Below are 25,585 nucleotides of genomic sequence, written 5' to 3' on the forward strand. Positions count from 1 at the left end.
GCCGTTGGTGTAAATGTATCACAATGCTTTCCAGACGGTGGCGGCTACCACAGGCGTACCGTTCCAGCATAACGTATAGCCGGCTCCATTTGGCACTACACTAAAGTTAGCGTGAAGCTGCAAAGTGCCTATTAACTGTTCTGGCGTTGCTGTAACAGCAGCGCCAGAAAAACCGGTTCGTACCAGGCGCCTTTGCCAGGCTTCGTTGCGCTCGTGCCGCTCTACACGCTCACTTCCTTCACAGGAAATAACATTGATGATCTCTCTGCCAAAAAACTCCTGCTCAATTACGCGGCGCTCCGGCAACTCAGCGGGCAGTAAGGTATCCAGCACATCAAAAACAGTATAGTAATGGCGCAACGATTCGCGCAGGCGTGGCATAAACTGTAGTTTGTTGTGTTCAGAATCCGGTTCTGTTAAGGTAAAAACGGCAGGCTTTAAAGCAGCAATCTGTTTCAGAACGCGGTCGCGCTGGTCTGGTAAAGCTACCAGTTGGTCCGGGATATGGTGCAGGGTGAAAGCTGAATTCACAACAAGCGTTTCGTCAACATCAAATACCAGCTCCTGCAGGTTCACAGCTTCCAAAGGTGCCGCCAGGAAAGTATAACTGAAATTAAGGCCAAGTGCCTGCGCATGATGTGCCAGGCGATCGCCGGTTTCGCGCAGCCTCAGACCCGGATCCTCGCCTGCAGCCGGAATATCGATACCGGTTAGTTTTATAGTCAGGTCAGCGTCTTTTCTTTCAGCCAGCCTATCGAGCAAGTGCAGCCATTGCAGGCCACTGCCAATCCCCAGGTCCAGGATGTGGATGTTGGTAGCCTGTGCAGTTGCTTCGTAAATAGTGAGGTTCGAGAACAGGTGGCCGAACGTAACCAATGGTGTCTGTTTGATAAAAACGCCAAAAGCGGAGATCATATCGGTTACGCCATAAGTACTGCTGTACAGGTTGCCGGAGTGGTTGGTATCTGATTGCAGGCAGGCACTAAAAGCACGCGCAAAAGCCAATGCAATGCGTTCCTGGGCCGTACCATTATCCGAAGTAAAGTTGGTTAAAGCCAGCAGGGCCGCTTCTTTTTCGGCCTCTGTTCCGTTTAAAAATGCCTCACCAGTTGTTAAAATGTGTTTCAGCGAAGCGTTCTCCCAGCTATGTTCCGGGGCAAGTATGGCTTTTAATTGCTGGTGCAGGTAATCCTGGTGCTGCTTGGGGCCGACAGTTATGCGCAACGCGGATGTATCCTGAGTAGCGCGGACGTGTATGCCGTTTCGGGCAAGTTGTTCAAAAAGAGGAGCAGCAGGCAGGCCGGCATCCATCAACAGAAAATTACCTTCGGATGGCCACCAATGCACACCCAGCTCCGTTAAAATATGCTGCAAATGTGCCTTACCGATAGCAGATTGTTCCAGGGTATACGCCAGGTGCTCCTGGTCTTCGAGTGCGGCAAGGGCGGCCACCTGGGCAAGATGGTTTACATTAAAGGGTTGTTTTACCTGTTTTACTTTAGAGAGTAGTTCTTTTTGAGCCAGCATATACCCAACCCGCAAAGAGGCAATACCATACGCTTTGGAGAAAGTGCGCAGTATAACCAGGTTTGGATACTGTGGTAAATAAGGCAGCGCAGAAACAAAATCCGGCGCTGTTACATATTCGGTATAAGCCTCGTCCAGAACCACAGTTACATGCGGTGGCAATGCGTGCAGCAGGTATTGGAGTTCTTCTTTTTTAAGGTAATTGCCGGTTGGGTTGTTGGGGTTGGCTATAAAACAGATTCTGGTTGTTTCGTTTACTTTGCTGCAAATGCCTTCCACATCAAAACCAAAGTTGCTCGTAAGCGGGGCCACCGTAAATTGGATTCCGAGGGCTTTGGCTTCCAGCTCATACAGGGGGTAAGTTGGGGCCACGGTCAGTATACTGCTTGTTGCAAATGGCTGGCAAAAGGTGCGTACCAAAAGCGAGATCAGTTCGGCAGAACCACTCCCGACCAGTACCTGGTCTGACGCCAGGTGGAGGTGCTGGGCTAGGGCACTGCACAGCACCTCAGCATCCGGAGCCGGATAGCTGTGCAGTTGTGCTAAAGCATTTCCAATAGAAGTAGTTACACGCGGCGAAATACCAAACAGGTTTTCGTTGGCGGCAGCGGTAAAAGTTGTAAAGTTTGTTTGAGACATCAGGTAGAGGAGTTAAATCATGCGGAATATAAAATTAAATTATAGATATACTTAGTTATAAGCAATCATTCAGGTTCTGCAAAGATCTCGTTCTTCCTAAATAGCTGGAAACTAGGAAGTATACTTTTATAAATTTTATCGATAAGTAGAAGGATGTATATACATTCTTAGATAATTCGAATACAAAATTAAGAATCAGCTCTAAAATAAGGGCAAACTTGTTCTGGGTAAAATTGAAAAGCGAAGCAGGCATAAAAGATATACTTAAGCCGCCAGCATACCCGGTATGAGTATAAAAATCAGGGATAGTATAGAGGCTGCCGGAGTAAGAAAAAGACTGGAATAGAAATTTATGAAACTGAAAGCACACCTGGTAATGTTACTTCACAAACGGGAGCATTAAATTTAAAATGCTTCTTTTGAAATAGGATTTTTTGTGTTTAGTATAATTAAGGCCCCGGCAGCAACGCCGGGGTTTTTCTATGAGGGCCTACCTGTAATGCCGCATGATGGTATAAGGAAAAGGTGCCCACCAGGCGGATTTTATACCCATCTCTTTTAAGCCCGCATTTACCCAGTAGTTACAGTTTTTGAGTACATAGTAACGGCCATTTGCTTCGTAAAAACTATCATAATCGGTGTAGCTGGCATCCGGAATATATACAAACCGGCTATTTTCCTGCCGGAAAGAATTTTTGATGTAGGCAATCAGCTTTTTGTACTGTGCCTGCGATACCATAAACGGGCGCTGCTTTTTAGTTGGGGCCAGGGGTTTAGGAATGTACTCTACGTGCATGGCTGTGGTGCCCGGCCAGAAAGCGGCATACAGGGCCACATGCAGTTTAAGGTCGCCCCACTCCGGCGTTTCGATAAAAAAGCGGCGGTTGCCCCAGCCAAAAGCCACATGCGTAAAGCTGCTGTCGGCTTTCGGAAAGTGCTGGAGCGGCAGCAAGGTACGCCAATCTATAAAAGGAGTTTTAACAGGCACAACCAGTTCGGTGTGTACACCGTTGGAGGTTACAAAAAGCTGAACAGAATCTGGTAAGGCTGTATGTGGCCGGGCCAGTACCTGGGTAAAAGGTGCGCTGAAAAATAAACAGAACAGCAAGCCATAAATGCGGTTTTCAGCTTTGTTTGTAAGAAACCGTTGCCAGCAGGGCTTACCTGTTTTTGAGATCATAACTACCTATACGCGGTTTCGGGGTGAAGTATAAAAGTACGGTTTGCCGCTTTATCAGACTTAAAAGTATAAAAAAGCATTTTGTGCTGCTAAAATAACGTTGCAGCCACCTTATACTTAAGAAACAGACCGTGCGGTTACAACGCGCCTAGCATCTAAGTATAAATTCAGTATTTTTGAATTGTTAGTTCTTTTACGTTTAAAAGGTCAGACGCAAATTTTACCTCAACAGCACTACTATGATACACACCCTGAAGCGCTCGGTCGCTTTTATACTTGTGATGCTTTGCATACAGGTTTCCTGGGCACAACAGCAATTACAGACACCCGCTCAGTTTCTGGGTTATGAATTAGGCGAAGAATTTACACCGCACAGCCGCCTGCTCGATTATGTGCAGCACGTAGCCACGCAGATGCCCGGCAAAGTAAAACTGCAGCAGTACGGCAAAACCTACGAAGGCAGGCCGCTGATGCTGGCGTATGTGGCCTCCGAAGAAAACCTGCCGCGCCTGGAGCAGATCCGGGAAAATAACCTGAAACAAGCCAGCATTCAGAACGGGCAAATACAAGGAAACCAGCCTGTCATTACCTGGATGAGCTATAACGTGCACGGCAACGAATCGGTTAGTTCTGAATCGGTGATGCAGGTGTTGTATGATTTGGTTGATCCGAAGAATACCCAGAGCCAGGAGTGGCTGAAAAATACCGTTGTACTGCTGGACCCCTGCGTGAACCCGGACGGGCGCGAGCGTTATGTGCAGTGGTACAAGCAGGCATCCAACCGGGGCGGCAATGCCTCGCCGTTTGCCTGGGAGCATTACGAGCCTTGGCCAGGCGGCAGGCCAAACCATTATTACTTCGACCTGAACCGCGACTGGGCCTGGCAAACACAAGTAGAATCAAAACAACGCCTGGCCGTTTACAACAACTGGTTGCCGCAGGTGCACGCCGATTTCCATGAGATGGGAGTGGATGCTCCGTATTATTTTTCGCCTGCAGCCAAGCCGTTCCACGAAAGTATAACGCCGTTCCAGCGCCAGTTCCAGAATACCATCGGCGATTATAACCGTTCTTACTTCGATAAAAATAACTGGCTGTATTTTACCCGCGAGAGCTTCGATCTGTTTTACCCGAGTTACGGCGATACCTGGCCAACCTTTAACGGTGCCATCGGCATGACCTACGAACAAGGCGGATCAGGCCGGGCCGGACTGGCTTATGCCAAATCAGATGGCGATACGTTAACATTAACCGACCGTATTGCCCACCACGTAGCCGCCAGCAAAGCCACCATCCAGGCCTCCTCTGAAAAAGCAGATCAGCTGAAAACAGAATTCCGGAAGTACTACGATAACAACCTCAAAAAACCGGGCGGCGACTACAAAGCGTTCGTTATTAAAGCAACACCTGCCACTACCGGCAATGTAAAAGCCCTGACCGAATACCTCAGCAAACAAGGCATTAAATACGGCTATGCGGGCAAACGCACCTCAGCACGCGGCTTTAACTACGCAACCGGCAAAAACGGAAGTATAAAAGTAGAGCCAAACGATGTCGTGATCAGTATGTACCAGCCAAAATCGACGTTGGTGAAAGTGTTGTTCGAGCCGAAATCGGCGCTGGAAGATTCGCTGACTTACGATATTACTTCCTGGGCGATGCCGTATGCGTTTGGCCTGGAAGCATACGCCTTAACGTCACGCATGGAGCCCGGCAGCGAACAACCTGCTGCAACCACCTCCAAAAGTATAACCACCGAGCGCCCGTATGCTTACCTGTCGCGCTGGAACAGTTTGTCTGACCTTACTTTTTTAACGGAGCTAATGCAGCAGAATATAAAAGTGCGCATGGCTGAAAATCCTTTTGAAACAGATGGACAAACCTACGAGGCCGGCACATTGATCATTACCCGAACCGGCAACGAAAAACTAGGCGCTAAACTGGACGAAATGGTGCGTGCTGCTGCGCAGAAACACAACGTAGAACTGGCAGCAACCACGACAGGTTTTGTAACCAGCGGCAACGACCTGGGCTCGGGTAGCGTGCGTTACCTCAAAATGCCGAAAGTAGCGTTACTGGCCGGCGAAGGAATCTCATCTAACGCCTTCGGGGAAGTATGGCATTACTTCGAGCAGCAGATAAATTACCCGGTTACGGTACTTAACACATCCTATTTCAGTACGGTACCACTTACCGAATTTGATGTACTTATACTTCCGTCTGGTTCTTATGGCCGCGTGTTAAACGACGATATGCTGGAGAAAGTAAAAACCTGGGTACGCGCGGGTGGCAAACTGATCGCGATGGAAAGTGCGGCGGCTTTTCTGGCCGGTAAAAAAGATTTCAACCTGAAACGTAAAGGAGAGGAAGCCCCGGCAACCAGCAAAAAAGAAGAAAAAGAGAATATGTACGATTACCTGAAAGCCTACGGCGACCGCGAGCGCGATGTCCTGCACGGCGAAGTACAGGGCAGTATTTTCAAGGTTAACCTGGACCGCACCCACCCGCTGGCTTTTGGCTACGGCGATACCTATTATGCCTTGGTGCGATCTTCCAATACATTTGATTTTATGAAGGAAGGCTGGAACGTAGGTGTGCTTAAAAAGGATAACTATACGTCGGGTTTTGTAGGCCAGCGCGTCCGCGAGAAACTGCAGGATGCTTTAATTCTGGGATCGCAGGAACTTGGCCGCGGCCAGGTGGTGTACATGGCTGATAACCCGCTTTTCAGAGGCTTCTGGCACAGCGGCAAACTGCTGTTCGGAAACGCCGTTTTTCTGGTCGGGCAGTAAAATTTATACTTTAAAAAGGCGCTTTCATACTTTGGTTTGGAAGCGCCTTTTTTGTTTTTATTCAATAGATGGAGCAGGGTTTTTTTAAGTATAAATCTCTACCTTCATTTATAAGTTACCAAGTCTATACTTCAGAATTAAAGAGAAATGCAAAACCGAAAACCGTACCGTATATTTCTGGCGCTGGCCTGCCTGGTGGTGGCTGGCATGAGTTTATACAAAATACTAGGAGGAGATTATACGTGGGTAGATGTGGTGCTGATGGTGGCCGGTCTTATTTTCGGGATTTTATACTTTATCAGATTACGGAAGGAAGTATAACGGAAACGGCAACTGGTTGTAACTAAAAAACCTGTTATCTTTTTTCTTTTCAGATAAAGATAACAGGTTTTCCAACTTTTAGCCTAAGTACCAATTATACGTAGGCGCAGGTTGTATTGTTATTTTTAGTATTGATCTTTAGGCCGGATCTACGTCCGTAACCACGCGGGTAGCTTTAAAGTCGGGCATCAGTTTCAGGTTAAAAATGGTCTGTGCAATTTGCCCTTTCGCCGATTTCAGGTTCATGTTTTCGCGCGGAAGCTTGATGTGGATCTCCTGCAGAAACATATTCCTGATCCTGAAAATATAAGGTACTTCCGGCCCTAGAACCTGCTGTTTGCCAAGCCGGTCGGTCAGGTCTTTCGCCAGCACAATGGCGGCATTTTCGGCGGTACGTTCGTCGGCGTGTTTTACCGTTATCCGGATCATCCGCACAAATGGCGGGTAGCTAAAACGCAGGCGTTCCTCAATTTCGTGCTCGTACAAACCCAGGTAATCGTTGTGGATTACCTTCCGGAAAATAGGCTGCTGCGGGTCGCGGGTCTGGATAACCACACTGCCTGCCTTGCTTTTACGCCCCGCCCGTCCGCTTACCTGCACAAATAACTGGTACGCCCGCTCGTGCGCCCTGAAATCCGGGAAGTTGATGATCGTATCGGCATTCAGAATTCCAACTAAACTTACATTCTCGAAATCGAGGCCTTTGGTCACCATTTGCGTGCCTACCAGCACATTGGTTTTGCCGTTCTCAAAATCCGCGATGATCTGCTGGTAACTGTTCTTCTTTTTGGTGGTATCGAGATCCATGCGCTGCACTTCGGCGTTGGGTAGCAACAGCTTTAATTCGTCTTCTACCTTCTCCGTACCAAAGCCCATACTTTTAAGGGTGGTGGCACCGCAGGCCGGGCAGTCGTGGGGCATCTGCTCGTGGTAGCCGCAATAGTGGCAGCGCAGCTCGTTGTTATACTTGTGATAGGATAAACTAACGGCGCAATTCTTACATTTCGGAATCCAGGAGCATTCGTCGCAGCTTATAAAAGGCGCATAACCGCGGCGGTTCTGGAAAAGGATAACCTGTTCGTTTCGCTGCAAACGTTCTTCCATGGCCGTGAGCAGTTTGCCAGAAAAGTGGCTGTGCATGGTTTTGCGCAGTTGCTCTTCGCGGATGTTTACCAGTTCGGTTTCCGGGAGTTGCGCTTCGCCGAACCGTTGGTGCATGTTTACCAGCCCCCAGCGGTTGGTTTGGCAATTATAATAGGTTTCGATGGAAGGCGTGGCCGAGCCGAGCAGCGTTTTGGCGCTTTGCAAATGAGCCATCATCAAAGCAGTTTCGCGGGCATTGTAGCGTGGAGCTGGGTCGTATTGCTTGTAGCTGGGCTCGTGCTCTTCATCAATAATAACCAGCGACAGATCATGAAACGGCAGAAAAACCGCAGACCGTACGCCCACCACCACCTGGAACCTGCCCGCCAGAATTCCCTGCCATACTTCGGCGCGCTCGTTATCTGAGAACTTGGAATGATATACGCCCAGCTTATCACCAAACACTTTAATTAACCGGGTAACGATCTGGGCAGTCAGCGCAATTTCGGGGAGCAAGTATAAAATTTGTCCGCCGCCTTCCAGCGCGTGTTTTATCAGGTCGATGTATACTTCGGTTTTGCCGCTGCCGGTTATGCCGTGTAGCAACACGGTATCTTTTTCCTTGAAAAGCCCCAGAATTTCGTCTTTCGCTTTGAGCTGGTATTCTGATAAAACCATCGGCAGTTGCTTCGGTTCGTTATCCAGCGGAAAGCGCGACACGATCTGATCGAACTGCTCGAGTACGCCTTTTTTTACCAGCGTATTGATAGACGAAGCCGACAAATGCGAGTTAGTTGTCAGGGCACTTTTTTCGATGCCTTTGTAGTTCAGGTTGATGTCCTGGTGTACGGGTACTTTCTGGAGGTAACTGAGCAGTACATCAAGTTGTTTGGGCTGCGGCGCGAGCTGGTTAAATAGCTCTTCCAGCATCCCTTCTTCCTGCACAAAATGCTCCGTCAGCCGAATTTTTTTTACCACTTTGGGAGCAAACTTATCGCTGATCTGCTCAAAAATAATGATGGCCTCTTTCTGGATCAGCGACTTGATATACTTGTGGTAGCTTTTGCCTTGCAGTAAGGTGGCAATTTCGGTAAAGGTAAGCGCGGGATTGTTTTGCAGCGCGAAAATGATCTTTTCTTCCTGTGGGGCAAGTATAAGTTCGTCTTCTTCGGGGTTGTAATGCGGGTGAAGCTGTATGCGCGACTCGCTGCTCAGTTTAAGCGCGGAAGGCAAAGCAGCATTGATCACCTCGCCGAGCGTGCACATATAATAATCGGCAATCCATTTAAAAAGCCGGAGCTGCGGCGCTGTTACAATCGGGGTATCATCGAGCACATCCAGAATATACTTGGCCTGGTAATCGGGAGGGGCATTTTCGTGAATATCAGCTACGATGCAGCTTAACACTTTTTTGGCGCCGAACTGCACAATTACCCGCACACCCACCAACACGTCGTCGTTCATCTCGAACGGAATGCGGTAAGTATACAACTTGGGCAAAGGCAGCGGCAGAATAACGTCCGCAAACAGCGTAACGCGCTCTGTAGCCGGCTCTGGCGGGTAATTAAAATTAAGCAGTTCTGACAAGGGAATTTATACTTTAAACGAAAGTACAAAGGTCGTAAAAAATGCGGATTGTTTGCCAGCGAAGTAGAGAAGAGTTACCCGTGGAGGTTTATACTTTACCGGATAATATCCAACCGCATCTGGTACAGATCGAAGCCTTTTGCCCAGAAATCCTGCTCGGTTTTTTCTAAGGTAAAGCCCATTTTCTGATAGAATTTATAGACGTGCTGGCTGGTACGCACATAAAGTATGCGCACGGGTGTAGTGGTTCTAATGTGATTGATTCTGTATTGCGTGAGCGCTTTGCCAATGCCTTTCCCCTGAAAATCCGGGTGGATGATGTCCCAGGAAAGGCGCGCTTCGGTTTGGCCGGCAAAATAATTTAGGCCTCCGCACCCGATGATCTTCCCCTCAAGTTCAACTACAAAATAATCTTCCAGGTGCTCAGCAAGGTATAAAATGAAATCCTGCTTTTCAGAGGCAGCAAAGTATAAAGGCGTGTTAAGATCGAGCAGTTCGAGTAGCTGGGCTTTATCGGCAGGGGAGTAGTATCTGATCATGTTGTACTAAAAACTATTCAGCAACCGGCTGTTTTTCCAATGCTTTTCTGTCCCATTTCGCCAGGTTAGCAGCGGTTTCGTAGGTGCTTTGCAGGAAATCGGAAAGTATAGCTGTGGGGTTTTCTGAGTTCTGAACAGCCTCGTACGGAAGTATAAACTCACCCAGCGCTGTGTGGTAATAAGCAGCTTCAGGTTTAACAGCAGCAGTTTTGTAGCCTTCCGGCTCGGGGTAAATATAGGTATAGAAAGCCGCAAACGGCACCGCCTCGCTGCCCGGCCAAAAACCACAGCTGCATACTTCATGCGAGTAGGCTTCTTGGGCCACCCAATCCGGTAGGTTGGGTACGCCACCAGGGTGTGCCGGGGCGGTTTTACCAGAGAAGCGGGAAACGGCCAAATCAAAGCTTCCCCAGAAAAAATGTACCGGGCTGCATTTGCCTGTAAATTTAACCCTGAATTGCTGCATAACATCTTGTGCCAGTAACAGGGCTTTGTGCAGGTTTTCCACCTGTTTTGGGTGGTACGTAGCATGGGTATAATCTTCCTCGAAAGGGATTGGATGCTCGAGTTCGTTTGGCATGGTGTTCAGGCTTACTTCAATTCCTAACTCCTGCAGGGCACTTATTACTTTGTGGTAAAAATCCGCCACGGCCATACTTTCCAAGACAAAAGTGTGGCTCTTTCCTGTACTTGTGGTTATGTTCAACTGATGGCTTACCAAATCAAAATCTACCTGAAAATACCCTTTTCCTGCTGGCAAAGTAGATGTGGTAAGTCCGGTTGGCGTTACCAGCAAAGTTACGTGCCAGGAGTGGTTGAGCCAGGGTAATTTCGCAAGCTTTATTTTACCGATGATCTGCGTCCAGAGGTGCAGCGTTTCGTACGTTGCTTTTGCATCGGCGTAAGAAAGTGCGGGCCAGGTATTTTGCATAAGGTATGGTTAAAGGTATCCACTTCGCTTCACGAACTACAAGTAAAAATCCTGCTGTTTATACTTCCTTACAATAACCTGAAATGCAGAAACTGATCGGATAGATCATAATCGAACTTACGAACATAACCAGTAGGGTGGTTATGATGATCATTCTGCTGCTTAGCTGCCTTTGCTTAACCACAGCATAGACCAGGTAAAAAAGTATGGCTGAAATGAGAAGGGGTAAGGTAAAAGTACCTAGCTGCAGCGATTGGCTTACACGCCCTTCATCGTTCAGGTTAATAAAGTTGAGCCCGGCCGCCATTACCCGCATATACAGGCAGGTTAACAAAAACGGAAAAAGTAGAAAAGCTTTACCTGACTTCAGGAGGTAGTAAATAATTACAGCCTGCAATAGCGTAACAAGCGGCCCTGCAATGGATACCAGATTTGCATGAGAAGCGGCTCCATACTTACCAGCCAACGGGTAACTCGAGTTCAGCGTCATGGCCATGTTGTTGCCCAGAAGCTCGCCGGTTAGCCAATGCGAAAACTCATGCAACAGCCAGGTAAAAGCTACCGCTAAAATTGTAAGTAGTATATAGTTTATACCTACCTGTTGTTGCAAATGCATATTCTTCAGCGTTGGGCTTTGCATGAGTTTAATAACGTATGGGTGAAGTATAAAGCAAGATCTGTTTTTTGTAAAAGGGGCTCTCAGAAACAACTACATTGACCTTACTGATTAGTAACTGTCCAAAAAGGTTACACGCTATACTATATTTCAACTTCAAAGATAAACTGGCCATCTTTTATGGTGCCAATTTTATTGCCACTGCAAGCGTACAAATTGCAATTCACAACAGCCCAAACTTTTATCATTCTAGTCTCCGGATCTATGGAAGTGTCATTTTTAAGTTCTTCTATTTTTATTACTTCAAATGAACTCCATTTCTGATTTCCATTTGCAGTTGAGAAACAATCATCTTTTGTATTGCCTTCAATTGTAAATCCTTCATAGATGGTATTCTCACTTGTTCTGATTATTTTTTTTCCAATATCAAACAGGGCTTTTTTATTTTGAAATGTATCGTGAATAGAAAAAGCAGGAGAAGAAATTTTTAAAGAGGTTATCACATCTTTCTCCCATTTATTAGAAATATAAAAATTTCTTTGTTGAATGGATTTGTCATCTGTTACACACCAAAAGCTTCCACGGCCATATTGGATATCAGAATTATAATTAGAACTTAGCCATTTTATATTTTGATTTAAAACCTGACCTTTAAACTGAATACTGGTATGCTCTTTTAATTTTGTAATGTCATACTTAACAGAAGGGTCTACCTTTTCCTGTTCACAGCTTATGTTCAGTAAAGCCGTAAGTGTTACTAAAAGAAGTAATAAGTTTTTCATATTCAGGGGTTTAAATTTAATTCGGATTATATTAAAGTAGGCTTATTAATAATTATCGAAATAATTAGGTGTTTTAAGTTACATCAATCCTGTTCGGCAATCTGCTTTACTATAGCAAGTGCTTTTGGTAATGTATCCTGAAAGTATTCTTTAAACTCTTCGGAGGTGTACATTTCGCAGCGCAGAGTTGTTATGCCGTTGTTTTCGGTTAAGAAGTAGCTTTCTGTGGCGCCTTTCCAATCCTGTACTTCTTCTACACTGTTTTTAATTTCGCCCTGGTGCTCAAAAATCATCTGCTCATTTGCTTTCATCTTTTTGATGGTGCCGAACATGCCGTCTCCGCCCGGTGATAAAAAGCGTATTTTACTGCCTTCCTGCCAATCGCTTTCAGCGTAAGAACCTTCCGTGAACACAGCGGTCCATTTTCTGTAATTTTCGTCTTTCCACAAAGCCTCCCATACTTTTTCTTTGGGCGCGTTGATGTTGATAGCGAGCTGGAAAGTTTCCATAGCGATAGCGATTTAAGAAGAAGATGATTGTCTTAAAAATCAGCAGTTTGCTGCGAGTAAAACGGTTAAAAGTTAAGCTAATTAAGGTAAAATTCCGGAAACATCTACTATGGGTTAAATAAATTAATACAGAACTTTCGCTAAATAATTAAATTTAAAAGTATGCAAAGCTGCGTTTATACTTTCCGGAACAGTAAGGCCAGAATTCGCGGCATAGTAGTGCGGTCATCTTCATCAAAATATTCCTGCACGTTCTCTATTCTGAAGCCAGCCTGGGCTGCTGCTTGCATAAAATCCGAAAGATGATGCAGGTAACACGTTAAGACTTGTATGCCTTCCGCCGTTTCGAACCTGGCTTTAGAGTCGGTGTATTGTTTAAAAGGATGCAGCTCGCCCACATAAAGGTAACCGCCGGGAGCAAGAGCGCTTGCTGCTTTCCGGAAAATGGCGTTCAGGTCTTCGATGTGCTCCAGTACCAGGCTAAACGTAACCAGGTGGTAGGCCTGCTTCACAAAGTCCCAGTGCTGTGTTATATCAGCCTGAATAAATTCTGTAGTAGCAGCGTTCAGTTTCTCTTTTGCTTTGCGCAGCATTTCCTCCGAAAAATCTACTGCTGTAAGCGAAGCTGCTCTGGTTTGCAGCCACTCTGTATTTTTTCCGGTTCCGCAGCCAATCTCAAGGCAGGTATCAAACGGTATACTTTCCAGCATAACGCGTATGGCAACAGCTTCCAGGTCGCGGGTTTTGTTTTGGTTGATATCGTATTGCGCTGCCCAGTTGTTATAAGCGTTTCTTACATCCATCACTTTTCTAAACTTTATTTCAGAATAAACTTTACGTTGATGTTCGCAGCCAGCTCAATCTTATGAAAGTCGATATTCGGAGTTTCATCCTTCTTCATAGCAGCACCACTTACACCGTAAGCTGTAACAACCACTTCATTCAGCATTCCCTGAGATTGATAAGACCGCTGTCTGAATTCCGTATCTGTGATATGGATAGCCGGGCCAACGGTTTGCTTCAGCGGTTTGGTAAGGGCAAGGGCTTTTGTGCGGGCGTTTTCAGCTGCTTTAGACCGAAGTATGTTCTTGATTCCTTCCACATCCGAATGGTCCACGCGGTCGATGGAGGTGTTGGATATGTCCAGGCTTTCGAGCTGCCCGAATACCTTGCCGGCCGTTACGGCATCGCTTACTTTCAGGATGTATTGTTTTGATTTCAGGACTTCTTTGCCTTTCAGGAAATAGGTTTTAAAGTTACTGGCCATATCACTGGTGGTCAGGTTTTTTTCGATGTTGATGCCCAGGTCCTTCAGCGCTTTTGCCATCTTAATTTCCTGCGCTTCCACGGATGTTTTGTCTTTGGTATCTTTCTCTGAGAGCAGGATTTTGATGTAGATCTCGTTTGGCGTTACCAACGTGTCGGCGCTGCCAGTTACTTCGAGGTAAGGCTGGTCGAGGAAGTTTTTAGATTGGGCACTAGCCGCCAGCGTGGCTAGCAAAAGGAATGCGGTCAGGGTAAGTTTGTTCATAAGGTATGCTGATAGGTTTTAAAGTGGAGTTGAGGACTATAGGTAGTAACTGTATTTATACTTTGCTTATTTTCGCTGAGGCCATTAAAAGCGATAGGGAAAGTATGGCCCGAGCACAGTTGTTAACGCATCCACGGACAAATTTATACTTCTATACCATTATACTTCATCCATTGGTTTACCGTCTGCATCCAATATTTCAGGAATTCCGGGCTGAGGAATTGATTCGAAAAATCATTGAACCGTTGTACATGGATGCCGGTATAGTGTAGCCAGATGGCCAAGCCGCCATACGGAATCAGCCTTTTTTCTTCTGCCGAAATGGGAGTAACTAACTCATACCCTTTATAGAAACTTTCCCGCTTGCTTTCAAAGTTTTCCTTGTTCGATTCGTTTCTGTAGAGCGTCATCAGGCTATAGGCCATATCTAAAAACAGCCAGCCGTTCCCGCAGTTATCAAAGTCGAAAATCGTGATGTCAGTGCCGTTCCTGATCTTCATATTTTCATACCAAAGGTCCAGGTGAACGATGCCGTAGCGCAACGCAGCCGCATCAGCTTGCTCAAACACAGCTAAAACTTTGGCATCGGCCCGTTCAAAATACTGCATTTCCTCGGAGGGCGCGTCGAAGTGATTTCTGGCTTCCTGCAAGGCCCAGCTAACCAGGCTGGCCGCGTTATAGGCTTTTCTGTGGATTGGCTTGTTTACGGTGAGCTGGTGCATTTTTGCCATCGCTGTGCCCAGTTGGTAACTCACTTCTTCCGACGGAACCCGGATCGTTTCACCATCGGCATAGGAAAACAAAACAGCAAAACGATCTCCTTCCGGCGCTTTCAGTTGGTTGATGTACTTCCCTTCGCGGTCCCTGATCGGGTATGCAACCGAAATCCCATGTTCGGTTAAGAAATTTAAAAGGGTTAGCTCCTCGGTAATTTCGCTTTCGGTTCGCCAGCCGTGGTAATACACCCGAAGTACAAATTTAGCAGTGGATGTGCTGAGTAAGTACGTGTGGTTGATGCCTGTTTTCAGGATCTTACAAGTAGCATTTTCACCAAAACTATACTGAAGCACAAAAAACGCCGCCAGGTAATCAGGTGAAAGTATGGAGCTGATAACAGGGGCGTGGTTCATTTTTTAATTGTATTTAACGGATTGGTATAGCAGATGGCAAGGCGTCAGCCGAAGCATGACTGCTATACTTTGTTGGGTGTTTTTTTTATTTTCACTTCCTTCCAAGCATCAAAGTCTTCTAGGGAAAAGTCGCTTTTATCTGATAAAGATTCCCTTGAACTTTCTTCAACATCTGGAAAAGAGATATGCTTAAGCCCTGAGGCCTTCTTTAGAAGAAGTTGTACAGCAGTATACAAGTCAAGAGCTATCTGTTGTGATACTCCTTTACCTTCATGAACAAGTTTGTTTCTTGCTTGTCTGGCAGGGTATAGCTTTGAAATTATACCTTCATCCAATATTCCATTTTGGTACATAATTTCTTGTTTTACTGAGGTACTCCACGTTCTGCTATCATTTTTAAGTGACTTAATTCTTCCAGAAATTGGGTCTTTAGGATGATATTTCGTGTCTATTAAATAAAAATTATTCCATACAAAATCTATCAATTGTTCAACAGTAATCCATAAGTTAGATAATACTAAGTCCCAATTTCGGTATGTTATTTCTGTTACCCCCCTCACTAAAAACTTGGGAGTTAAATTATTTATTTTAGAAAGTATATTATTACCTGCACCTATTGTTTTATGGAATTCGCTAACAGTTATGTAATTTGGATTAGAAAGAATGATGCTATCCATATTACTTGCGACCTTCATTCTTAGCTTTGAATGTAAGTGAGTAGAGGCACTATTTCCAAAATCTACAGGCCATATGAAGCTTTGTTTATGAAGCTTCCCATTAACTATGTCTCTTCTATCTACCGCTTCACAATAAATTCCTCCAAGTAATATTTTACAGAATAAGTTGTTAAAAAAGTCAACTGCTTTTTCCTTCTCAGAGAACGTACTGAATTTAGGTATAGCCAGTGCACCATCATAGCAGATGATTAAATCAAAATCAAATGAGTCTATTGGCGAAGAGCTAACAATTTTGCATAACTTCCCATGGTTGTATGTATTAGAATTGATTTCTTCTAACTCAACCTTGAGTGGTTCTTCATTATCGGGTACAATTAGAGTAAAAGGAGTAAGGTATGTTACCCAGCTTGGACTATTAAAATGTTCTTTTCGTTTCTCTTTATCCATCTTATTTTAATTTCACCCAACGGTGTTCGTGCAGCCGATGGGCGAGGCGGAGCCGAGCATAAAGGCTGAACTTTGTTGGCGGAGTTTGTTTTTCTGGTTTATCATCTACCTTATTGACAGGAGCGAAAAATCCATTCTTTTCCTGACTTGGTTTTGATCTTTACTTTAGACTTCTTCCTAAATTCATCACTTGAAATTTCTGACAACTGATATGGCTTTAGAAATCTGAACCCCATATCAGGATAAGAGAGTTGAAATTCATTATCGTTTATTCTTCTTAATAATGCTATTCGTGATGAATATGCTGCGGAATCTTCAATGGTTTCTGAGGAGTCCTTCCATACATAGACCGTAACTTTTTTCCCTTGTTCCAGAATTTGATTGACTACTGTATCCATGCTGGTAAAGGAAACAACAAGAGCATCTGGTGCCTCCTCTCCATCTGAAACAAGTTCTACTCTAATGTTACTAACACATGTATAATTGTCTTTTTGAATGGCTTGACCTCCACCTACCCTTTCCTTTGAAGCAGCAACATTCCCCTTTTTTTTACAGCACATGAGGGATGTAACAAAAGTAAAAGCCATCGTAATTATTATGATATTCCTCATGCTATGAGAACTTCTTAACTTTGGTTTTATTAGTCATTACAATCACCGCCAACTACTAGATAAGCGAAAACATACGCTTTACCTACTAAAAACAGCGGATTATGCGTATGTTTTCGCCTTGTAATTTACTTCACTAAAGCCTTGTCTACTCGGGTGGGAGTGTCTTCTCCGCTTACCACGCCCTGGGAAGCCAGCGCGATCAGTTTTACCATGTGCGTCATGTGGTCCATGTCGAGGTTCTCGAACTCGTCTTTCACAGTGTGGTAGGTTTTATCCAGGTCTATCTGCACCGAACTGATAGTATGCGCCGGAACACCTAAGCGGGCCAAAGTCGCGTTGTCGGAACGGTAAAAAAGGTTTTGCTCCGGGTACGGGTCCGGGTGGATGGCGTAGGTAGAGCCGGCCAGTCGTTTCTGCATCAGAGCACCTAGCGAAGACCGCTCGAAGCCAGTTAAGTACGCGCTGTTCGGACCGAATTTAGCTGTTTTGCCCACCATTTCGATGTTAAACATGGCTACCAGCTGGTCGGGGTTAAGCTGCTCCGAAAAATATTTAGAGCCGTAACCGCCAATCTCTTCAGACGTGAAAGCCACAAAAAGAAGCGTACGCTCCGGTTGGCCTTGCTTTTTGTAATAATCTGCCAGCATCATCATGGCCGTGGTGCCCGAAGCATCATCGTCGGCGCCGTTGGCAATGCTGTCGCCATCTATAGCGTGGCCAATGCCGATGTGGTCGTAGTGGCCCGAGAAAACAACGTACTCATTTTTACGCTTGCCCTCGATCATGCCGGCCACGTTGGTAAGCGGCAACTTTTCGATCTTGTTCTCTACTTCGAGGTTGTACTTTTTAGCTGAAGGCTGGTCGGTAAGTATAAACACGCGGTTGCTAGTGCTTTTGCCAAGTTCCTGCTTCACGCTGCCGCGGCCAATATAACCCTGGTAGCTTTTAAAGAACTCGGTGTGTTTGGGATGCACCAGTACCAGGGCATCATTTTTAGCAGCATTCAGCTGGCCCAGGCTTTTTCGGAAATCATCGTTCTCACCGATCATCACCACCTGGCGCTTGCCGTCGTTTTTCCATTCCAGCTCTTTGCTTTCGGTTATCGCAAAAATATTTTCTTTGGCTATTTTCTTGCCATTCAGTTTGGCTTCGTGCTCGGTTGGCGTGATGCGGTAAACATGGAAAGTCTGTTTAAAATCGGTGCCGCCGGCAAGTGGTTGCAGGCCGATGCGGGTAAATTCTGCGGAAATAAAATCGGCTGCTTTCTCGATGCCGGGCGTAAACGAGGCGCGGCCTTCCATGTCATCGGCGCTGAGGGTGCGCATTAGGCGGGTGGTTTCCTGCTGAGAGATGGTATTTATACTTTGTGCCGAAACAGCGCTGCTGAAACTTAAGGCAAGCGCGGCAAGCAAAATTCTTTTTTGCATAGTAAGGTGTAAATAAAGTTAGTTGTATGAGCTTTTAATGTATAGAAAACTCAATATACTTAAACTTTATAAAACCACATTGCAAATTTGATCAGAAGGGAAAGATAAAAAATAACCTGCTTGCCTGGGTGCCACAAGAGCAGCCACGGCTTCGGATTTATACTTGCACTTACCTGAATCTGCGCCCGGGATTTTTATAGGTTGCTACGGGTTTGCTCACACCTTTTAAAAGTATGATTTCCTGGGGTGTAAGCTCGCGGTACTGGCCGGGTTGCAACTCGTTTAGCGCCAGCGGCCCGATGGCCGGACGGATCAGGCGGAGCGTGGGATAACCGACAGCGGCCGTCATGCGGCGCACCTGGCGGTTCATGCCCTGCGATATCTTTATTTCGAGCCAGCTGGTGGGTTTATTAGCCCGGAACCGGATAGGCGTAGAGCGTTCCCATACTTCAGGTTCGTCTATCAGTTTTACTTTGGCGGGCGCGGTTTTTACATCTTTTACAAGTACACCGTTGCGCAGTTGCCTAAGTGCTTCTTCGGTTGGTTCGCCTTCTACCTGCACCCAATACGTTTTTTTGATCTTGAATTTCGGGTCCGATAAGCGGTGCTGCAACGCTTTGTCGTCAGTCAGTAAAACCAGGCCTTCGCTGTCGTAATCGAGCCGGCCGACAGGGTAAATGTTGGGCACTTTTACAAAATCTTTGAGCGTGGCGCGGCCGGTTTCGTCAGTAAACTGCGTCAGCACTTCGTAGGGTTTATTTAAGATCAGGTAAGGCAAGGGAGTTGGAAGTTAGAGGTAAGAGTTTGGAAAGTTAGAAGGTTAGGAAGTTACAGAAGTTAAAAAGTTAGTTTAAGTTAGAAAGTTTTATAGGTTTGAACTTAAAAATCATACTTTATTTTTAAAAGCGATTTTTTGGAGATGAAGTCTACTTTTCGACTTCTTACTTCCCAGACTCTTACTTCCCAAACTTCTCAAACTTCTCAAACTCCGGCAATAATAACGAATGCACCAGTGAGTCTTCGTTTACGCCGTTCACTACGTAATGTCCGCGCAGGTTGCCTTCCAGGGTAAAACCGAATTTCTGCAGTAACTTCAGCGAGGGCTCATTATAACTTGCCACCATTGCCTCGATGCGGTAAAGCTGCATCCGCTCGAACCCAAAAGCAAGTATGGGAGCCAGGGCTTCGCTCATAATGCCTTTGTTTTTTGAACTGTCGTCTAATAAATGGTAGCCAATTTCGGCGCGCCGGTGGTGCCGCACCCACGTATGAAAATCGCAGCGGCCCAGTACTTTCTGATCTGTTTTGTCAAGTATCCGGAAGTTCTTGAAAGTATAATAATAAGAGCTGATGCCCTTGCGGAATTTCTTCTTTTCAGCATCCAGAATGTCCTGCGACGCAAACCCCATGTAAGTAATTATTTCCTCGTCGCTACATTCCGTAAAAAGCTCGTGCATCAGTTTTGGTGTCAGCTCACTTAAAAGCAGGCGTTCGGTTTCGATAACGATGGACTCGGCGCTGGTCAGTTTCATAGTTTTTATTTTGATAAAAGAGGCTTATGACAAATACTTTCAACTCATACTTCTGTTGGACATTTTGATCACTTAGTTACAGCAGAAAGTGCCTTGCAGATGCTTCGTATTAAAGATTCGCAGGTATATTTCGGATTTGCTCCAAAGCTCCCACTGCCGCAAGTTTAACGAAGTGTAACTTGTGGCTATGAATGGTGCAAGTTTTTAACTTGCTTTCTGCAAGAGCAGAAAAATATACTTCGGCAAGACTTTGAAAAATGAGTCTTAGCCAAAGTATAAGCCATAGCAGCCATTGCTTTTGCAAAGCAAAGAAGTTGAAAACTTCTGCCATACTCAACCACAAGTTACGCTGTCGCTAAACTTGCGGTAGCAATCTTCGGTTGAGGGCATCGGGGCGTTTCAGTTTTTCCTTCGTCAAAAAATCCTTTGTCGTAAAAATTAATAGCTGCCGTTATACTTCCGGATAAACCATTCTATACTTACAAAGGCCAGCAGCACAAAGAAAAGCCATTTCAAGTCAATCACATCGGTCAGTTCTTCTGCGCTGTAAATAACAGGTTTATGGTCGGCTTTCAGGATGTCGGTTTGCAGCTGCGCCAGCGTACCCGGAAAGTATAAACTGCTCCCCGAATTGGCTCCCAGCTGATACAACAGGTTATGATCGGCCACGGCGTTCAGGGCCTCCAGCTGCAGTTCTTCCACTATAAATTCGCCTTTGTCCTGTTGTAAGGTTCCGTCCAGGCGCGCGCTGGCTGTATAGGTATAACGGCCGCCCGGCAACGTACCGATGTTTACACCAGATTGGTTTTCGCCATTGGCAAAGTTGAAGTTGCGGGTTGTGCCAGCAACATCGGTAATAGTCAGGGCTATATTTTGACCGTACACCGGCTCGAGTGCTTCGTTGTATACTTCGGCGTTAAAGCGTATTTCTTCGGTACTGGTATATTCATCCTGAACAGGGTATACATTCAATCGTTTTTTATTGCGCGGCGCATTTAATAATTGAATGAGGTTGGTGATGAGCTGGTCGTATACTTCCGGCGTTTTGTGTTCAGCGGCTTCGCTTAACCGCCATTGCCACGTGCCGGATGCCAGCAGAACAGCATTCCGTTTATCACCGGATGTATGTACCGTCAGCAACGGTTTTTTGGTTTGCACGCGCCCTACCTGCTGGTAAAGTATAATTTCGGAGTTGCCGGCAATGCGGTAATCGCCGAAAGGCACCAGGGCAGGCGGGTACTGCGGCATCCGCTCATCAGCCTGCTCAGGCAACTGAAATCCTTTGAAAGCCGGGTTAATTGCGCCTGTTACCTCATCTGTCTGGCCATTGCTGGTAATGGCCAGGCCAAGTCGCAAATTGTTAAAAGCAACCAAATCGCTCTGCGGACCAATAATGTATAGTGCCGGCAAGTTTTTATTTCGTACCAGGTTCAGTACAGCTTCTGCGCCGCCTGTTCGTCCGGGGAGCTGGTGCAGCACGGCTACATCATAATTCTGTTGTTTAAGCAGGGTGAGGCCGGGTATAAAAAGGTCGGTTTCGTAGTTTTCGTTTGATTCGATGGCGGCGCGCATTGCTTTGATATCGGGATGAGGCGCGGCGGCGGCAACCAGTATTTTTATCTTGCCTTTCACCACATCGATGTAGGCATGTTTGGTGTTGTTGAGTTTGGTAAACTCATCGGGCCTGGCCAGAATTTCGACTTCGTAATGGCGTTTGCCCAGCCCGGCAGCCATCACCTGAAACGCGACCGGCTGCACCGGTTGGTTTGGCTTAAGCATTATACTTTTCCGCTGGATGATGTTGCCGTTTTCCTTTAACACCACCGTTGCGGTTGCGCCGCCAAAACCCACGTGCTGTACTTCGGCCTCCAACGGAAAACGTGTGCCGCTGTAGTTTACTTTGTTGTAGCGCAGCGAGGCAAGTATAATGTCTTTTTTCGGGATCGTATCGCCAACAGCCACCGGGTACAAGGTATGTGTGTAGCCGCTTTGCGCAGGCGAAATGCCCTGGTTTACAATGCCATCCGAAAGCAACACCACGCCCGCTAAGTTTTCCTGCACAAATTCTTCCTGCACCGACATGAGCAGCTGGCTCAGATTGGAGGTTTGCCCGGTAAAAGTAACCTGGTTTAGGTTGGTTGGGTTTTCATCGGGTTGCAGTAACCTGACTTGTGTGTCAAAGTTTTCGGTTTGCAGTTTGGTAAGTATACTTTGCAGGCCTTCCTGGGTTTGCCGCAACTGCACCGAATCTGTAAAAAGCGAAACAGACCGTGAGTTATCAATCGCAAAAACTACAAGCGGCTTTTTGGTGGTGTTTTTTAAGTAGCGCACCAGCGGGCCCAGCAACAGAAAAGCCACTATACTTACTACCACAAAACGCAGCGCCGCCAAGCCGTAATTTATACTTGCCGGCCAGGGCGATTTTTTGCTGTAAAGTAACCACGCATACAGCGCACCAGCTAGCAGGCAGGCTAAGATCAGCCACGGCGAAGTTGTCGTTATAAGTCGGAAACTGTTCAAGCCTGTTGTCTATGAAGTATAAATTCTGAGTTATGAATGCTTGTACGGCTGATCGCGGAAAGGTACGTTGCCAAATTTGATTTTTGTGTCGAGCAGATCAATGTATCTGAAATTACCGGATGCTATTACTTCGTGTTCGGTAGCGCTGACCGTAATCATTTCGGTGCCAAACCAGTTATTAAGTGCCCTGAAAAATGTTTTGCCTGATTCCAGAACTGTACGATTACCATCTTCGGATTTGATGCGCATTCCTTCTTTCTGCAAGAATGCTACAACCCAGCTTGCTGCTAATGCCGGATCATTGATTTCTGAAATAAAATAATCGTGCCTGCGCGTCGAATAAGCAAAAGCAACTGCGTTGAGCAAAGGAATCAGGAAGTATAAATAGACAAAAGAAGTAAGGTATTCTGTAAACGATTTCTCTCTTTCCAAAGCTAAGTAAAAACCAACAATCATCACCGAAAGCAGGCTAAAAAGCAACCCAAAATACAGTAGAAAAGCTTTAAAAGACGGCTTGTACGGTATTGTTTCGACTTTCATATAGATAGAGAAAGTAACTGGTGAAAACTAATTTGAATCAAGATAAAACAAAAAGACCAATGCTGCTAACGATCCCGTTACAGCATTGGTCTTTTTCGAATTAAGAATTTTCACGAACTCAGAACTCGCGCCTCATAACTCAGAACTCAATTAAGTCAGCATACCGCCATCAACCTGCAGCACCTGGCCTGTAATGTACGCCGATTCGTCGGAGGCCAGGAACAGGGCAGCTTTTGCCACATCGTCCGGGGTTCCGCCGCGTTTCAACGGAATGGCTTTTCTCCATTCTTCCACCACTTTCTGGTCCAGTTCGCCGGTCATTTCGGTTTCGATAAAGCCCGGTGCAATGGCGTTGCTGCGGATATTGCGTGAGCCCAGCTCCAGCGCTACCGATTTTGTAAAGCCGATAATACCAGCCTTGGAAGCGGCATAGTTGGCCTGGCCTGCATTTCCTTTAATACCAACTACCGAAGTCATGTTGATGATAGAGCCATATTTGGCGCGCATCATGTGCTTGGTAGCGGCTTTAGTCAGGTTGAAAACAGATTTCAGGTTGGTGTTGATCACGGCATCCCACTGGTCTTCGGACATGCGCATCAGCAAACCGTCGCGGGTAATACCGGCGTTGTTTACAACGATATCGATCTTGCCAAATTCAGCTACTACATCGTCTACCAGCTTTTCGGCCTGTGCCATATCCGAGGCATCGGAACGGAACCCTTTGGCTTTGCCGCCATTGGCTGCCAGTTCCTGCTCCAGGGCCTGTCCTTTTTCTACACTTGATAAGTAGGTAAATGCTACCTGGGCGCCGGCCTCTACAAATTTTTGAGCGATGGCGCGCCCTATACCTTTAGATGCTCCCGTTACCAGAGCTACTTTTCCTTCTAATGCTTTCATAGGTGCCAAAGTTATAAAAGATTTGGATATATGGCAGCACCAGCGGCGTATTGCATGTTTTAGAAGTATAAAGTTGCTGATAGTTAAGCGTTTATACTTTTCTTGAAAACAGAATAATCCTACCAAATTATAAACGCTAAAATAGTATTTATACTATTATTAGGCTTGTGAAATAGGTGCAACAGATTAGTAATCTGAATATTGTGCCAGATTCTATTTTTATTTCTAATGGTTAAAGTATAATTTCGCAGCTTCGCAAAAATAAAAGTAACCGGTAATGTTCAAACGTACCAAAGGACTCGTTCTCCTGATCGCGCTATCGCTTTTTTTGGTGGTAACTGCCGCCCAAACCCTGGATTTTAAACCTGCTTATACTTCCCTAGAAGCAAAAAAGCCTGTTAAACCGGAAAAACCGGCGCCTGTAGCTGTACCTGTTGTATATGGTATTTCCACGGATTCGCTGGAGATTGTAGACGGGGAAGTAGAGCGCGGGCAAACCGTTTCCGAGATCCTGACAAAGTATAATATTTCGCCCACCACAATCAGCGAACTGGCTCAAAAATCGAAAGAGGTGTTTAGTTTAAGACGCATCAATTCCGGCCGTAACTACACCATCCTGCACCTCCGCGACTCCGCGCAAACGGCCCAGTATTTTATTTACGAGCCTTCCGAAGTAGAGTATGTGATCTATGATCTGCGTGGCGAACTGGCCGTTACAAAAGAAACCCGCCAGATCGATACGGTAACGCGCACGCTTTCCGGCGAAATAAAAAGCTCTTTGTTCGAGTCGATGGTAGAAGCAGGTGGCTCTCCGCAATTGGTAAATATGTTTGCCGATATCTACGCCTGGCGCCTCGACCTGAACCGCATCCAGCCCGGCGATAAGTTTAAACTGATTTACGAAGAGCAGGAAGTGAACGGGCGGCGCATTGGTTTTGGTAAACTGAAGGCAGCATTTTTTGAGCACGAAGGCGATTCTATTTACGCGATTGCTTTTGAGCAGGGCAACAGCACCGGCTACTTCGACCAGCACGGCAACAGTCTGAAAAAAGCCTTTCTGCGCGAGCCATTGGAGTATAGCCGGGTAAGTTCACGTTTTACGAGCCGCCGTTTTCATCCGGTACAAAAGCGCTACAAGCCACACCTGGGTACTGATTTCGCTGCCCGCCGTGGCACACCCATCCGTACGGTAGGCGATGGCGTGGTACAGGAAGCAGGGTATACCAGTGGCAACGGTTATTACGTAAAAATCAAGCACAACAAAACTTATACAACCCAGTACCTGCACATGACCAAATATGCGAAAGGCATGCGCCCCGGGGCCCGCGTTAAACAAGGCCAAACGATCGGGTATGTGGGCAGCACGGGTCTGGCAACCGGCCCGCATCTGTGCTACCGTTTTTGGAAAAATGGCCGTCAAGTAGATGCCCTGCGCGTAAAACTACCGTCTGCCGACCCAATCGCTAAAAAGCATAAGGAAGCGTTCGCTGCAGTAAAAAACGAAGTGGTTCAAACTTTTATAGCGCTGAATGAAAACGGCGCCACGCAGCCCTTACTGGCCAGCAAAAAAGCACCTGAAAAATCAGAAGGGTAGACAGATAAAAGTATAAAATATAAGTATAAACAGGATAAGCTGTCGGAGGAATCTGGCAGCTTATCCTGTTTATAAAGGTTATCAGAATAGAAATTGCCAAAAGAAAAACGTAGCCTTGCAACCTGAAGCCTGCAAAAGGTATCTTCCTGTTACACCTGGTACTTCAGCCTGTC

23 protein-coding genes are annotated in these 25,585 nt (G+C 46.1%); 3 read left to right on the forward strand and 20 right to left on the reverse strand.

What is annotated here, in order from left to right:
* Nucleotides 1-18 precede the first annotated feature (18 nt).
* Both hisC and DP923_RS11765 read right to left on the reverse strand, forming a co-directional pair.
* Nucleotides 19-2,166, reverse strand: a complete 2,148-nt coding sequence (gene hisC, locus DP923_RS11755) for a histidinol-phosphate transaminase (protein WP_112306045.1) — start codon at nucleotides 2,164-2,166, stop codon at nucleotides 19-21.
* A gap of 490 nt (nucleotides 2,167-2,656) precedes the next feature.
* A complete protein-coding gene (locus DP923_RS11765; RefSeq protein ID WP_112306047.1) occupies nucleotides 2,657-3,346 on the reverse strand; it encodes a TIGR02117 family protein in 690 nt (229 codons plus the stop codon).
* A 239-nt stretch (nucleotides 3,347-3,585) separates the two neighbouring features.
* On the opposite strand from DP923_RS11765, the gene DP923_RS11770 reads away from it, so the two are divergent.
* Both DP923_RS11770 and DP923_RS16720 read left to right on the forward strand, forming a co-directional pair.
* Entirely contained in the window at nucleotides 3,586-6,138 is a 2,553-nt protein-coding gene (locus DP923_RS11770) for a M14 family metallopeptidase (RefSeq protein WP_112306048.1), read from the forward strand.
* 147 nt (nucleotides 6,139-6,285) lie between these two features.
* Nucleotides 6,286-6,459 (forward strand): hypothetical protein, encoded by a 174-nt coding sequence (locus tag DP923_RS16720; protein WP_165838184.1) that lies wholly within the window; start codon nucleotides 6,286-6,288, stop codon nucleotides 6,457-6,459.
* Nucleotides 6,460-6,597: 138 nt separating this feature from the next.
* Here DP923_RS16720 and priA read toward each other — a convergent pair whose 3' ends face one another.
* From priA to fabG, 18 genes are all read right to left on the reverse strand, one after another.
* Nucleotides 6,598-9,129, reverse strand: a complete 2,532-nt coding sequence (priA, locus tag DP923_RS11775) for a replication restart helicase PriA (protein ID WP_112306049.1) — start codon at nucleotides 9,127-9,129, stop codon at nucleotides 6,598-6,600.
* A 95-nt stretch (nucleotides 9,130-9,224) separates the two neighbouring features.
* Nucleotides 9,225-9,668: a GNAT family N-acetyltransferase gene (locus tag DP923_RS11780; protein ID WP_112306050.1), complete on the reverse strand. Its 444-nt coding sequence runs from the start codon at nucleotides 9,666-9,668 to the stop codon at nucleotides 9,225-9,227.
* A gap of 13 nt (nucleotides 9,669-9,681) precedes the next feature.
* On the reverse strand, nucleotides 9,682-10,599 hold the full coding sequence (locus DP923_RS16840) for a DUF5996 family protein (protein WP_112306051.1): 918 nt from the start codon (nucleotides 10,597-10,599) through the stop codon (nucleotides 9,682-9,684).
* A 58-nt stretch (nucleotides 10,600-10,657) separates the two neighbouring features.
* Nucleotides 10,658-11,239: a hypothetical protein gene (locus DP923_RS11790; protein ID WP_112306052.1), complete on the reverse strand. Its 582-nt coding sequence runs from the start codon at nucleotides 11,237-11,239 to the stop codon at nucleotides 10,658-10,660.
* Between the two features lie 119 nt (nucleotides 11,240-11,358).
* Nucleotides 11,359-11,997: a hypothetical protein gene (locus DP923_RS11795; protein ID WP_112306053.1), complete on the reverse strand. Its 639-nt coding sequence runs from the start codon at nucleotides 11,995-11,997 to the stop codon at nucleotides 11,359-11,361.
* An 83-nt stretch (nucleotides 11,998-12,080) separates the two neighbouring features.
* A complete protein-coding gene (locus DP923_RS11800; RefSeq protein WP_112306054.1) occupies nucleotides 12,081-12,506 on the reverse strand; it encodes an SRPBCC domain-containing protein in 426 nt (141 codons plus the stop codon).
* Nucleotides 12,507-12,682: 176 nt separating this feature from the next.
* Nucleotides 12,683-13,309 carry a class I SAM-dependent DNA methyltransferase gene (locus DP923_RS11805; RefSeq protein WP_112306055.1) on the reverse strand — a complete coding sequence of 209 codons (627 nt, stop codon included), beginning with the start codon at nucleotides 13,307-13,309 and terminating at the stop codon, nucleotides 12,683-12,685.
* Nucleotides 13,310-13,323: 14 nt separating this feature from the next.
* Entirely contained in the window at nucleotides 13,324-14,037 is a 714-nt protein-coding gene (locus DP923_RS11810; RefSeq protein ID WP_112306056.1) for an SIMPL domain-containing protein, read from the reverse strand.
* Nucleotides 14,038-14,180: 143 nt separating this feature from the next.
* Entirely contained in the window at nucleotides 14,181-15,167 is a 987-nt protein-coding gene (locus DP923_RS11815) for a phosphotransferase (RefSeq protein ID WP_112306057.1), read from the reverse strand.
* 62 nt (nucleotides 15,168-15,229) lie between these two features.
* The gene (locus tag DP923_RS11820; protein ID WP_112306058.1) at nucleotides 15,230-16,291 is read right to left on the reverse strand and encodes a hypothetical protein; all 1,062 of its coding nucleotides are present in this window, start codon (nucleotides 16,289-16,291) and stop codon (nucleotides 15,230-15,232) included.
* A gap of 110 nt (nucleotides 16,292-16,401) precedes the next feature.
* On the reverse strand, nucleotides 16,402-16,878 hold the full coding sequence (locus DP923_RS11825) for a hypothetical protein (protein WP_125047713.1): 477 nt from the start codon (nucleotides 16,876-16,878) through the stop codon (nucleotides 16,402-16,404).
* 149 nt (nucleotides 16,879-17,027) lie between these two features.
* Nucleotides 17,028-18,329 carry a M20/M25/M40 family metallo-hydrolase gene (locus tag DP923_RS11830; protein WP_112306060.1) on the reverse strand — a complete coding sequence of 434 codons (1,302 nt, stop codon included), beginning with the start codon at nucleotides 18,327-18,329 and terminating at the stop codon, nucleotides 17,028-17,030.
* Nucleotides 18,330-18,498: 169 nt separating this feature from the next.
* On the reverse strand, nucleotides 18,499-19,107 hold the full coding sequence (locus tag DP923_RS11835; protein WP_112306061.1) for a pseudouridine synthase: 609 nt from the start codon (nucleotides 19,105-19,107) through the stop codon (nucleotides 18,499-18,501).
* A gap of 178 nt (nucleotides 19,108-19,285) precedes the next feature.
* Nucleotides 19,286-19,861, reverse strand: coding sequence for a GNAT family N-acetyltransferase (locus DP923_RS11840; RefSeq protein WP_112306062.1), 576 nt, complete (start codon nucleotides 19,859-19,861; stop codon nucleotides 19,286-19,288).
* A gap of 109 nt (nucleotides 19,862-19,970) precedes the next feature.
* Nucleotides 19,971-20,192, reverse strand: a complete 222-nt coding sequence (locus DP923_RS11845; protein WP_112306063.1) for a hypothetical protein — start codon at nucleotides 20,190-20,192, stop codon at nucleotides 19,971-19,973.
* A gap of 107 nt (nucleotides 20,193-20,299) precedes the next feature.
* Nucleotides 20,300-22,381, reverse strand: coding sequence for a vWA domain-containing protein (locus DP923_RS11850; RefSeq protein WP_112306064.1), 2,082 nt, complete (start codon nucleotides 22,379-22,381; stop codon nucleotides 20,300-20,302).
* Between the two features lie 30 nt (nucleotides 22,382-22,411).
* On the reverse strand, nucleotides 22,412-22,921 hold the full coding sequence (locus DP923_RS11855; protein WP_112306065.1) for a hypothetical protein: 510 nt from the start codon (nucleotides 22,919-22,921) through the stop codon (nucleotides 22,412-22,414).
* A 150-nt stretch (nucleotides 22,922-23,071) separates the two neighbouring features.
* Nucleotides 23,072-23,818, reverse strand: coding sequence for a 3-oxoacyl-[acyl-carrier-protein] reductase (gene fabG / locus DP923_RS11860; protein ID WP_112306066.1), 747 nt, complete (start codon nucleotides 23,816-23,818; stop codon nucleotides 23,072-23,074).
* Between the two features lie 277 nt (nucleotides 23,819-24,095).
* Between fabG and DP923_RS11865 the strand changes: the two genes are divergently transcribed.
* Complete coding sequence (locus DP923_RS11865) at nucleotides 24,096-25,412, forward strand: peptidoglycan DD-metalloendopeptidase family protein (protein WP_112306067.1); 1,317 nt, start codon at nucleotides 24,096-24,098, stop codon at nucleotides 25,410-25,412.
* Nucleotides 25,413-25,585: the final 173 nt, after the last annotated feature.

Source organism: Pontibacter arcticus (assembly GCF_003284895.1).
In the GTDB taxonomy this organism is placed as follows: Bacteria; Bacteroidota; Bacteroidia; order Cytophagales; family Hymenobacteraceae; genus Pontibacter; species Pontibacter arcticus.